General features: G+C 72.3%; 13 protein-coding genes. 6 read left to right on the top strand and 7 right to left on the bottom strand.

Going from position 1 to position 11,215, the window contains the following annotated elements; all coding sequences use genetic code 11:
• The first annotated feature begins 187 nt into the window (after positions 1–187).
• The 3 genes from OG552_RS33560 (at position 188) to OG552_RS33550 (ending at position 3,199) form a co-directional block, all read left to right on the top strand.
• Complete coding sequence (locus OG552_RS33560; protein ID WP_329139475.1) at positions 188–1,153, top strand: SDR family NAD(P)-dependent oxidoreductase; 966 nt, start codon at positions 188–190, stop codon at positions 1,151–1,153.
• Between the two features lie 245 nt (positions 1,154–1,398).
• Positions 1,399–2,346, top strand: a complete 948-nt coding sequence (locus tag OG552_RS33555; protein ID WP_329139473.1) for a N(4)-(beta-N-acetylglucosaminyl)-L-asparaginase — start codon at positions 1,399–1,401, stop codon at positions 2,344–2,346.
• 22 nt (positions 2,347–2,368) lie between these two features.
• A complete protein-coding gene (locus tag OG552_RS33550) occupies positions 2,369–3,199 on the top strand; it encodes a M55 family metallopeptidase (protein ID WP_329139471.1) in 831 nt (276 codons plus the stop codon).
• Between the two features lie 85 nt (positions 3,200–3,284).
• Here OG552_RS33550 and OG552_RS33545 read toward each other — a convergent pair whose 3' ends face one another.
• Both OG552_RS33545 and OG552_RS33540 read right to left on the bottom strand, forming a co-directional pair.
• Positions 3,285–3,743 carry a nuclear transport factor 2 family protein gene (locus OG552_RS33545; RefSeq protein ID WP_329139469.1) on the bottom strand — a complete coding sequence of 153 codons (459 nt, stop codon included), beginning with the start codon at positions 3,741–3,743 and terminating at the stop codon, positions 3,285–3,287.
• A gap of 239 nt (positions 3,744–3,982) precedes the next feature.
• Complete coding sequence (locus OG552_RS33540; protein ID WP_329139467.1) at positions 3,983–4,426, bottom strand: DUF6924 domain-containing protein; 444 nt, start codon at positions 4,424–4,426, stop codon at positions 3,983–3,985.
• A gap of 338 nt (positions 4,427–4,764) precedes the next feature.
• On the opposite strand from OG552_RS33540, the gene OG552_RS33535 reads away from it, so the two are divergent.
• Complete coding sequence (locus OG552_RS33535) at positions 4,765–5,463, top strand: TetR/AcrR family transcriptional regulator (RefSeq protein WP_329139465.1); 699 nt, start codon at positions 4,765–4,767, stop codon at positions 5,461–5,463.
• Positions 5,464–5,545: 82 nt separating this feature from the next.
• On the opposite strand, the gene OG552_RS33530 is transcribed toward OG552_RS33535, so the two are convergent.
• Positions 5,546–5,716, bottom strand: coding sequence for a hydrophobic protein (locus tag OG552_RS33530; protein WP_329139464.1), 171 nt, complete (start codon positions 5,714–5,716; stop codon positions 5,546–5,548).
• A gap of 148 nt (positions 5,717–5,864) precedes the next feature.
• Between OG552_RS33530 and OG552_RS33525 the strand changes: the two genes are divergently transcribed.
• The gene (locus OG552_RS33525) at positions 5,865–6,755 is read left to right on the top strand and encodes an RNA polymerase sigma factor SigF (protein ID WP_443071101.1); all 891 of its coding nucleotides are present in this window, start codon (positions 5,865–5,867) and stop codon (positions 6,753–6,755) included.
• 7 nt (positions 6,756–6,762) lie between these two features.
• On the opposite strand, the gene OG552_RS33520 is transcribed toward OG552_RS33525, so the two are convergent.
• Genes OG552_RS33520 through OG552_RS33510 form a run of 3 tightly spaced genes read right to left on the bottom strand, consistent with a single transcriptional unit; the run spans position 6,763 to position 8,812 of the window.
• Positions 6,763–7,512 carry a hypothetical protein gene (locus OG552_RS33520; protein WP_329139463.1) on the bottom strand — a complete coding sequence of 250 codons (750 nt, stop codon included), beginning with the start codon at positions 7,510–7,512 and terminating at the stop codon, positions 6,763–6,765.
• Positions 7,509–8,099, bottom strand: coding sequence for a SigE family RNA polymerase sigma factor (locus OG552_RS33515; protein WP_329139461.1), 591 nt, complete (start codon positions 8,097–8,099; stop codon positions 7,509–7,511). The genes OG552_RS33520 and OG552_RS33515 overlap by 4 nt, the downstream gene beginning before the upstream one ends.
• A 53-nt stretch (positions 8,100–8,152) precedes the next feature.
• Positions 8,153–8,812, bottom strand: coding sequence for a hypothetical protein (locus OG552_RS33510; protein ID WP_329139459.1), 660 nt, complete (start codon positions 8,810–8,812; stop codon positions 8,153–8,155).
• Between the two features lie 361 nt (positions 8,813–9,173).
• Between OG552_RS33510 and OG552_RS33505 the strand changes: the two genes are divergently transcribed.
• The gene (locus OG552_RS33505) at positions 9,174–9,704 is read left to right on the top strand and encodes a TerD family protein (protein WP_329139457.1); all 531 of its coding nucleotides are present in this window, start codon (positions 9,174–9,176) and stop codon (positions 9,702–9,704) included.
• A gap of 46 nt (positions 9,705–9,750) precedes the next feature.
• Here OG552_RS33505 and OG552_RS33500 read toward each other — a convergent pair whose 3' ends face one another.
• A complete protein-coding gene (locus OG552_RS33500) occupies positions 9,751–11,166 on the bottom strand; it encodes a DUF2252 domain-containing protein (protein WP_329139455.1) in 1,416 nt (471 codons plus the stop codon).
• Positions 11,167–11,215: the final 49 nt, after the last annotated feature.

Below are 11,215 nucleotides of genomic sequence, written 5' to 3'. Positions count from 1 at the left end.
CTGTGAACAGTGCCGGCTCCCTCCGGCTCCGGCCGCGCCCGCGGCTCCCTCCAGTTCCCCCTGCGGCCTCGTGGCCCCGCGGCCCGCTGCGGCTCGCACCGGGCAGCGCGCCCGGCCGGCTGAGCCGGCGGCGCGCCACGGACGCCGGTTTGCCTTCGAGTGCACTCCAGTTCGTAGCGTGGAGCGTATGACGACACCGCAGCACAGCATCAACTCAGGGTTCGGCGCCCGCAGCACCGCCGCCGAGGTCCTGGCAGGCGTCGACCTGTCCGGGAAGCTCGCGCTGGTGACCGGCGGTTACTCCGGCATCGGCGTGGAGGCGACCCGCGCGCTGGCCGGCGCCGGCGCCCACGTCGTGGTACCGGCCCGCCGGCCGGACGCCGCCCGGGAGGCCCTCGCCAAGATCGACGGCGTGGAGGTGGACGAGCTGGACCTGGCCGACCAGGCATCGGTCGCCGCCTTCGCCGGCCGGTTCCTCGACTCCGGCCGCACGATCGACTACGTGATCAACAGCGCGGCGGTGATGGCCGCCCCGAAGTCCACCGTCGGCCCCGGCTGGGAGTCGCAGTTCGGCATCAACCACCTCGGCCACTACGCCCTGGTGAACCGGCTCTGGCCGGCCATCGCCCGCGGCCGCGGCCGGGTGGTCGCCGTCTCCTCCAGCGGCCACCGCCGCTCCGGCATCCGCTGGGACGACATCGACTTCACCCAGGGCTACGACAAGTGGGCCGCGTACGGGCAGGCGAAGACCGCCAACGCGCTCTTCGCGCTCCACCTGGACAAGCTCGCCGAACCGGCCGGGGTGCGGGCCTTCTCGGTCCACCCGGGCGGCATCCTCACCCCGCTGCAGCGGCACCTGTCCCGCCAGGAGATGGTCGACTTCGGCTGGGTGGACGCCGACGGCAATCAGATCAACCACAACTTCAAGACCACCGAGCAGGGGGCCGCCACCCAGGTGTGGGCGGCCACCTCCCGGCTGCTGGACGGCCTGGGCGGGGTCTACTGCGAGGACTGCGACATCGCGGAGCCGATCTCGGACGACGACAACACCACCATGAGCGGGGTGCGCTCCTGGGCCACCGACCCCGAGCAGGCGGCCCGGCTGTGGGCGCTGTCCGCCGAGCGGACCGGGGTCGACGCCTTCGCCTCCTGACGCGGCGCCGCGGGTGGCGGGCCCGGCCGGAACCGCCCCGGCCGGGCCCTTGCGCTGTCCCTCGAGCCGCCCCTGCCGTGTCCGGTCCGGCGGCGCGTTCCGGCAGGTCGGCGGGGGGTGGGCGCGCGACGGCGGGGGGCGGGTGCGAGACTGCGGCCATGTACACGTAAGCGGTCCTCGTACCTCCCGGCCGGACGGCTGCGGTACGGGCGGGGCCGGACGGGTGGGCACCGGACAGGAGGAACATGCCGGAAGCGGTGATCATCGGCAGCGAGCGCAGCGAGATCGGGCTGCCGACCGGAAGGGACGTGCTGCGGCGCGGCGGGTCGGCGCTCGACGCGGTGGAGGCCGCGATGCGGCGCTGCGAGGACAACCCGGCCGACCACTATGTGGGCACCGCGGGGCTGCCCAACGCGCAGGGCGTGGTCGAGCTGGACGCGTCCTTGATGCTGGGCTCGGGGCGGCAGTTCGGTGCGGTGGGCGCGTTGCGCGGCTATCCGAACCCGATCTCGGTGGCCCGGGCGGTACTGGAGAAGCTGCCGCAGCACAGCCTGCTGGTGGGCGAGGGCGCGGCGCTCTTCGCCGCGGAGTGCGGCTTCGCCACGGCCGATCTGCTCACCGACGAGTCGCGGGCGCTGTGGCACAAGCAGGTCCGCCAGTCACGGGAGTCGGTGGAGGGCGAGAACACCGCCGCCACCGACGGCGACGCCCGCTACCGGGAGAGCGCGCTCGCGCTGATCCGCCGGCTGGCGCCGCACGACGGCCCGTGGGGCACCATCAACATCATCGCGCTGGACGCCGCCGGGGAGATGTGCGTCGGCGTGTCCACCTCGGGCTACCCGTACAAGTACCCGGGCCGGGTGGGCGACTCGGCGCTCCCCGGGGCCGGCAACTGGTGCGATCTGCGGGCCGGCGGGGCGGCCTGCACCGGCCGCGGCGAGCTGAGCATGCGCGGCGGCACCGCCCGTACGATCGTCGACCTGCTGGCGGCCGGCCGGGACCCGTCCGACGCCTGCCGGGACGCGCTCGCCGACGCGGCGACGCTGCCGGACGAGTTCCGCGCCGAGCTGCGGGCGCTCGCCCTCACCCCGGACGGGCGGCACGGCGGCGCGGCCGGGCAGGAGGGCAGCGTCTACGCCCTCATGACGGACGCCTCCACCGAGCCGGAGTTCCGGCCCAGGAGCGTGCTGTGAAGCGGCGAGCCCGGAGGGCGCTGTGAAGATCTTCATCTCCTCCGACATGGAGGGCACCGCCGGGGTGGTGGACTGGTCGCAGTGCCGCCAGGGCCAGTCGGAGTACGAGTACTACCGGCTGCTGCTGCAGGCAGAGGTCAACGCGGCCATCGAGGGCGCGGCGGCCGGCGGGGCGACCGGCTTCCTGGTCAACGACTCGCACTCCACGATGGCCAATCTGCGGCCCGACGCGCTGGCCCGCCGGGCCCGGTATCTGTCCGGCCGCCACAAGCCGCTGTACATGATGCAGGGCCTGGACGCGTCCTTCGACGGCGTGTTCTTCGTGTCCTACCACGGCTCGATGTCGGGTGAGCATGCCACCTTGTCGCACACCTACAACCCGGCAGCCATCGCCGAGGTGCGGCTGAACGGTGTGGTCGCCGGCGAGAGCGGCATCAACGCGCTGGTCGCGCTCGGCCATGGCGTACCGGTGGTGCTGATCACCGGGGACGACACCACGGCCGCGGAGCTGGAGCCGTTCAGCCCGGGTACGGTCGGCGCCGTGGTGAAGTCGTCGGTGTCGCGGTTCGCCGCGGACAGCCTGCATCCGGACGAGGCCCGGGAGGTGATCCATGACGCGGCCCGGCGGGCGGTCGAGGGGCTGCCGGCCGCGGCGCTGCCGCGGATCGAGCTGCCGGCCACGCTCACGGTGCGGATGCGGAACCCCGATCTCGCCGAGATGGCCACCTGGGTCAGCGGGGTCGAGGCCGACCCGGCGGATCCGGTGACGGTGCGCATCACCGACGGGGACCCGATCCGGCTGTACCGCACCTTCATCACCGTGGTGCTGCTCACCCGCGGCATCGCGGAGTGACCTGAACCGGCCGTTCGCCTCTCGGCTGTCCGCTCGTCCGCTCGTCCGCGGTGAACCCCGGTGCCCGGCACCGGGGTTCGGCCGTTCACGCGACGGGGAAGTCGACCCCGTGCTCGCTCTCCGGGCGGGGTCCGAAGATACGGCGCTCGGACTCGTCGATCGCCAGGTCGTTGATGCTGGCTTCGCGGCGCCGCATCAGCCCGTGCTCGTCGAACTCCCACAGCTCGTTGCCGTAGGAGCGCCACCACTGGCCGGCGGCGTCATGGCACTCGTACTGGAAGCGGACCGCGATGCGGTTCTCGTGGAACGCCCAGAGGTTCTTGCGGAGCGCGTACTCCAGCTCCCGCTCCCACTTGGCGGTGAGGAAGGCGACGATCTCCTCGCGGCCGGTGACGAAGGTGTCCCGGTTGCGCCAGACCGAGTCGGCCGTGTAGGCGCCGGCGACCCGCTCGGGGTCGCGGGTGTTCCAGGCGTCCTCCGCCGCCTGGACCTTGCGCAGCGCGGCATCGTGGTCGAAGGGCGGCAGCGGCGGGCGGTCGGTCATCGCGGGTCTCCTGAAACCGGGAACGGGCGTTCTCCCCCGCTGGGAGCGTAAAGATCATCCGCTTCCGGCGTCAATGCGGGGCGGCGTGACCCACCCGGTCGCAGTAACCGGCACCGCAGCCGCGGCACCGCAGCCGCGTGGAAGGGTCGGAAGGTGCCCGTCCGCTGCCGGCGCCGGTCCGGGCGGTCCTCGCACCCGTGACCAGCGCCGGCGTGGCGTCTCGGCCGCCGGCAGGGCGGTCAGAAGCCGCGGAAGACCCCGTCGTCGTCGGCCGCGTCGGCGAACTCCTCGAAGTCCATGTTGGCCAGGAACAAGTTCGCCTCCACCTCGTGCAGCACGTCCGCCGCGACACGCAAGGTCCGGACCTCGTCCTCGTCGATGTCCACCACCAGTACGGGATGGCCGGGTGCGTTCATGGCCTCCGTGTCGAGGAGGACGAAGAGGCCGTAGCCCTCGTCCCCGTCGGTCAGCTCGATCACCCGCTCCACGGTGAGACCGTGGTACGCCGGATCGTCGAGCAGATCCAGGAACGAGCCGGGCTCGTCGTCGTCATCGATCGGACGCAGATCGGCGCGCAGGGCTTCCCATGCCGCCTGGTCGGTGTAGTCCACCCGGATCCCCGGGGTGCCGTCGGACGGGGGCAGCCCGCCCGCCGTGACACCGGTGACCGCTTCGTCGGACATGCGTGTGCTCTCCCCAGCTCAACGGCCGTACGCGGTCGTGCGGGCGGCTGCCCGGAGCGCGTGCGCGGCCTGTGCGTAGGCGGAACGCTAGCGGCTGCGCCGGCTCGTACGGCGCACCGCCCGCGCCACGGGAGCCCCGGGGGGGACGGCGGCGGCACCGCCATCCGGACCCGCCCTCGATGATAGAGTGAATCATTCGTTAGATACTCTCACACTGATGAGAAGGGGGCCCACCTCGTGGCGCCGGCTCCCGCGAGGGCCGCCGGCTGCGGACGGGCCTCCGCGGGCTGCCGATACGGGCCGGTAGCCTGACCTGGTCATCAAGGGAAGGCGGGATCGTGGCCGCATCGCCGCAAGCCGGGAAGAGCCCACGGGACCGGTTCCGCGCCCAGGTACGGGACGAGGTCAAGCAGGCGGCGCTGGAGCAGTTGGCGCACGGCGGACCCCAGGCACTCTCCCTCAACGCCATCGCCAAGAGCCTCGGGCTCACCGGCCCTGCGCTCTACCGTTACTTCAGCAGCCGCGACGCGCTCCTGACCGAGCTGGTCGTCGACGCCTACACCGATCTGGCCGGCGCACTGGCCGCCGCGGTCGAGGCCGGCCCGGCCGAACCGCTGACCGCCCTGGTACGCGCCTACCGCGCCTGGGCGGTCGCCGAACCGCACCGCTACCGGCTGCTGTTCCGCGCCCCGCTGCCCGACTACGACCCGCAGTCCGCCGACCTGGTCGAAGCCGCCCAGCCGGCGATGAACATCCTGATCACGGTGGTCTCCGCGCTCGCCACCGACGGCACGGCCCACGACGACCCGTCCGCCGCCGACTTCGCCCGCTGGGCCGGACAGCGCGGCCTCACCGGCGTCCCGGCCGTGGCCGCCCGCGAGTCGACGCTGCTCTGGTCGGAGCTGCACGGCCTGGCCGGTCTGGAGATCGAGCAGAACTTCGCCTCGATGGGCATCGATCCGGGCCCGCTCTACGAGGCCCAGGCCGCCAGGGCCCTGCGCGCGCTGCGGGGGACGGCGGAGCGCGGCGCCTCCTGACGGGATGAAAGAAGCGCCCGGCCGGTTCTCCCGGCCGGGCGCTTACCTGTGATGAGTGTCACGGCGAACCTCGTGGCTGCGCCTACCAGCGGTACCAGCGGCCGCGGGAGCCACCGGAGCCCGGCGAACGGGCGACGAAGCCGACCAGCCACACCACGAGCACCACAACGGCGACCCACCAGAGCAGATTCACCGCGAATCCGGCGCCGAAGAGCAGCAGTGCGAGCAGAAGAACGACAAGCAGCGGTCCCATGGTTATCAACCTCCGTGGCGTCGCTTGCCCGAGGCGCCCTCCCTCATGCCGGCGTCCGCGGCGGATGAGGAGTTTTCACCGGATCTGCTTGGGGTGGTGGATCGGGGGTACGAGGCCGTTGGCACACTCGACAATCCAAGGTGATGACGTGACGACTTCCCCGCAGTCCACAGGAACGTCGGCAACGCTTGCCGGGGCTCCCACAGCGCCCGCACAGGCAGGCGATCTGCCGTGGATCGAGGATGCCGGCAAGGTCGCTCCGCGCGACGCGCGCGCCCTGTCGAAGGTCTTCTTCGACCGGCTGCAGTCCCTCGAAGAAGGCACGCAGGAGTACGCGTACGCCCGCAACACGCTGATCGAGATGAACATGTCGCTGGTCCGCTTCAGCGCACGCCGCTTCCGCGGCCGGGGCCCTGAGGAGATGGAGGACATCCTCCAGGTCGGCACCATCGGGCTGATCAAGGCGATCGACAGGTTCGAGCTGACCCGTGAGGTCGAGTTCACCACCTTCGCCGTGCCCTACATCGTCGGCGAGATGAAGCGCTTCTTCCGCGACACCACCTGGGCGGTGCACGTGCCCCGCCGGCTCCAGGAGCTGCGGGTCGAACTGGCCAAGGCGCGCGACCACCTCGCCACCGTGCTGGACGCGCCGCCCACCGTGCCGGAGCTCGCGGCGTACCTCGAACTCACCGAGGAAGAGGTCATCGACGGACTGGTCGCCGCCAACGGCTACACGGCCGGCTCCATCGACCTCCCCACCGGTGACACCGACGACGCCGGTTCTGACGGCGGCCGTTCCTACGCCGACACCATCGGCTCGTGCGACCCGGCCATGGAACTGGTCGAGGACTTCCAGGCCCTCGCTCCCCTGCTGAGCAAGCTCCCCGAGCGCGAGCGCCAGATCCTGGAGATGCGTTTCGGCCAGGAGCTGACCCAGTCGCAGATCGGCGACGCGCTCGGCTACTCCCAGATGCACGTCTCCCGGATCCTCTCCCACACGCTGAAGGATCTGCGTGCGGCGATGCTCACCGAGAGCTGAGGGCCCTTCAGCGCCACTGGGTGTCGTGGCTGACCCGGTGCTGATGGGCGTCGTACTCGTCCACGGTGGAGATCGTCATGCCGTCCGGGATCGCCACCGCCCAGGTGTGGTAGCTGGTGCCGGGAACGGTCACCACCTGGCCGGTGAGTGTGACGCCGCCGGCTTTCACCACCGCGTAGGACACCTCTGCCGTCGCTGTGGTGCTGACCAGCAGCCGCTCGCCTCGGGTGCCCTTGTCGTGCAGGCCCGCCAGCCCCGTCTGCTGGGCGTCGTCGGTGTCGTGGGCGCCGTCGACCGGCTGGCAGTCCGTCCAGGGGCCGCCTTGCTGGTCGATGCGTTCGCCGTCGATGACCATCCGCCGGCACAGCAGTGAACTCCCCTGGGCGTGCGGCGAATCCAGCGAACCGGCGGGCGCGCTGCGGTAGAACTCCATGGTCACCGACCACCGCGAGCCGTTCAGGGACCCCTGGCCCACCAGCGCTGTGACCGGGCCGGTGGGCGGCGGGGAGAGCGTCTGCCGGGTGGTGGGGACCGGTTCGGCCGGCCGGCCGCCGTCGTTCAGCCGGAGCAGGGTTGTGGTCACGCCGGCCGCCAGCACAGCGGCGACGGTTGCCAGGACGGTGGCGCGGTGCCGGGCCCGGCGGGCCCGCCCGGCCGCCAGCACGCGGCCGACGGGGGCCGGTGCGGGGGTGTACGCCTCAAGCGAGCGGGCGAGGGCGGTCCGCAGTCGCTCGCCCGGGTCCTGTTCCGGGGTCATCGGGGGTCTCCAAAGCGGCCGGCCGGTACGTGGTCGGCGAGGGCGGGATGGGCACGCAGCTTGGCCAGCGCGCGTGACGCCTGGCTCTTCACGGTGCCCACCGAGCAGCCGAGGGTGTGCGCGACCTCCTCGGCCGACAGATCCTCCCAGTAGCGCAGCACCACCACGGCACGCTGCCGCTGCGGCAGATCGGCCAGCGCGGCCATCAGCTCGTCCCGTGACTCCCCGGCCCGCGGGCCGCCGCCGTCCCGGTCGACGGCGGCGGCCTCCGGCAGGAACGGCAGCAGCAACTGGACGACGCGCCGCTTGCGGTAGCGGCTGCGGCCGGCGTTCACCAGGGCCCGCCGGACGTAGTGCTCCGCGGTCTCCGGTCGCACCCGGCGCCAGTGCGGATAGATCCTCGCCAGCGTCACCTGCACCAGGTCCTCCGCTTCGTGGAAGTCGCCGGTGAGCAGATAGGCGGTGTGGGCGAGCGTCCGCCAGCGGGCGGCGACGAACCTGGTGAACTCCGCGTCGGGAGAGCCGGAACCGGCACCGGGCGCGCCGCCCGGTGCCGGTTCCGGCCCGCTCCCCGGGGTGTCGTCCACCGCACGGCCGTGAGGGTCCTGCACGGAAAGGGGGCCCCGTTCTTCGTCGGGTGTCAGCGCCAGTCGGCCGAGTGGCTGACGAGCTGGTGGTGGGTGTCGTACTCGTCGACGGTGGCAATGGTGCGGCCGTCGGGAATGGCGACCGCCCATGCGCGGTAGTCCGTGCCGTGGACGGTGAGTGTCCTGGCGGTCAGGGACGTGCCGTCGGTCAGCGTCAACACCCCGTAGGCGACGGTGTTTTCGGGGTTGGAGACGAAGAGCCGGGACCCGGTGGTTCCCTTGTCGTGCAGGCCCCACAGTCCGGCAGAACCGCTCCCCGCCGGGTCGTGCGCGCCGTTGACGGGCTGGCAGTCGGCCCACGGGCCGCCCTGCTGGTCGATACGGACGCCGCCGATGTACATCCGCCGGCACAGCAGCGAACCGGCCTGCGGCTGTTCGCCGCTGCCGGGGAACTGATCGGCGGGGTAGTCCCCGGGCAGGGTGGGGTGGAACTCCAAGGTCACCGACCACGCGTCCCCGTCGACCCGGCCGCGGGCGATGAGCTGTGAGACGACCCGCGCCCCCGCGGTGGCAGGCCCGGCCACCGCGGCGGTCGGCGCCGCGGCCTGCTGGGCGGGAGCGGACGCGAAAGCCGGGGTGCTGAACCCGAGCCCCCCGATCACGGCGGCGACGGCGACGGTCGCTGCGATCCTCGTTGTGCGGCTGATGGCCACGGACACTTCTCCTCCGGTGACAGGTGCCGCGCACCGGTGGGTACGCGCACCTGCGGCTGCCGCCCGGCACCTCGCCGGGCGGTTCCTCAACGGCCGGTACGCGGGCCCTGCGCACCGGCCACCGGCGGGCGCCTCATGGGAGAGCGGCCACCGAACGGACATCCAGCCGTAGGTACTCCCGTTCGGCGCGGCGGGGTTGCACGGCCGGGGCGCGGGGCCGCAACTGCCGGTCGCGGGTTGGCTGGAAGCTGCCGGTGATCGTCCGGCGGTCCTGGGCCCGTGTGGACAGCGGATCCCCTACCGTGGTTAATCGAACTGGCGCGCTTGGCAGTTCGGAATGTGATCACGCGGAGGGCAACCGGTGCACAGCTTGAACAAGGGGACCGAGAAGGTCGAGGTGCAGCTCAAGTGGGACCCGAGCCCACTGGGAGCCCCGGACAGCGACCTGGATCTCATCGCCGCCACGTACCTCGCCCGCGACCCCGGCGGGGAGCCCGCGTACCTGGTGTACTTCGACAGCCGGTCACCGGACGGCACTATCACGCTCAACCGGGACAGCAAGAACGGCAAGGGCCTGGGCATAGACGAGTCGATGACCCTGGAACTGCACCGGCTGGGCGCCGACTACGGCCGGGTGATCGTCGGCGTGGCGATCCAGCAGAACGGCGGGCGCCTGGTGTTCGCAGACGTCCTCAACCCGGAGTTCCGGGTGATGGAGGGCTATACGGAGCTGTCCGGGGGCGACTTCGCCGAGGTCGCGGGGGCCACCGCGGCCACCGTCGCGGAATTCGTCCGCACCGGGTCGGGTGTCTGGGAGTTCCACCCGTACGTCCGCGGCTTCGACACCGACCCCAATGACTTCGCCCTGACGATGGGGCGCAGGGACCTCTGACCCGCCGGGAGACCGCGGCAGCCGGCGCCCGCTGGGGTGCGCCGGGTCAGGCCGCCGCCTTCACCCGCCCCGCGCCGACCGCCTGGAGCAGCGCTTGGTGGTCGCGTTCGTTCTGGTCGGCGTAGAGCTCGGCGAACTCGGCGACGGACCGGTCGAAGACGTCGCCGCCGCCGAGGTAGGCGGCCAGGGCGATCCGGTCGCCCGACCTGGCGTGCGCACGGGCGAGGGTGGCGCCGCAGAGTTCACCGAAGAGCCGCATGCCGCGCGGGACCATCAGCGACGGCTCGACCACGCCTTTCCAGTCCCGCAACTGGCGGATGTAGAAGTCCCGTTCGACACCGTCGATGCCGCGGGTGCGCCGCCAGCCGAGGAAGATGTCACTGGCCGCCTGCATCAACCGCTGTCCGGCGACGACCCGTTCGCCCTCGGTGGCGTACTCGGCGGCCCCGGCATGCTCGGCCAGCACCGAGGCGCCCGCCTCCTTGGCCTGGAGGAAGAGCGGATCGGAGCCGTCACGGCCCAGCAGCAGCACGATCCAGCACCGGGTGCCCACACTGCCCACCCCGACCACCTTGCGCGCCATGTCGGCCAGCGTGAACTGCGCCAGCAGGTGCTGCCGGTCGGACTGCAGGCTGCGTGCGTAACCGCGGAGCAACTCGGTGATGGCTTCCTCCAGTTGGGAGCGCTCCGCGCCCGGGAGGAGGTCGGCGAGCGGCGTGATCAGCGGCGGGGCGGGGCGGATTCGGCGGTTGCCGTCGACCAGGTGCGTGAACTTCTCGAACGCCTGGAGGCTGTCCCGGGAACGGGCCTTGTCCAGCGCCTTGGAGACCTGCCTTCGGCCGCGGCTGTGCAGCCTCCCGGAGGCGACCGCCCGCATCTGGTCCGCGTCCTGCCGGGCGTACCAGACGTCGAGGTTGGTCATGGTGGCGAAGCGGCGCATCTGCTCGCGGTAGGAGCACACCGCGGCCCGCACGATGCCGGCCCGTTCCCGCTCGTCGTAGCCGTTCTCCCGGGCCGCGATGACCAGGCTGGTGGCGAGGCGTTTGATGTCCCACTCGAAGGGGCCGGGCAGCGTCTCGTCGAAGTCGTTGATGTCGAAGAGCAGGTGCCGCTCGGGTGAGCCGAGCAGGCGGAAGTTCATCAGATGGGCGTCACCGCAGAGCTGGGCACGCAGCCCCGCGGAAGGGGTGCGGGCCAGGTCGGCGGCCATGACGGCCGCGGCGCCGCGGTAGAAGCGGAACGGTGACTCGCTCATCCGGGCATAGCGGATCGGTACGAGTTCCGGGAGGCGGTCGGCCGACTGCTTCTCGATGAGGTCCACCGGGTCGAAGGTCCGGCCGGCCGGGTCGTACTCCGCGTGGCTCGACCGGTTCGCCCGGGAGCGGGCCGCCTTGCCCCGGGCCGCCCGCTCCCGGGGAGGGGTCCACCTCCCGCCCGTGCGGTCACCGATCTGCGTCGTCATCCCGGTACCTCCTCGGTCCCCTCTCCATGGTGCTGGCGGTCCGGGCGGT

Source organism: Streptomyces sp. NBC_01476 (genome assembly GCF_036227265.1).
In the GTDB taxonomy this organism is placed as follows: domain Bacteria; phylum Actinomycetota; class Actinomycetes; order Streptomycetales; family Streptomycetaceae; genus Actinacidiphila.
Note: the sequence above shows the minus strand (reverse complement) of the source record. Positions and strands in the feature narration are given on the sequence as shown.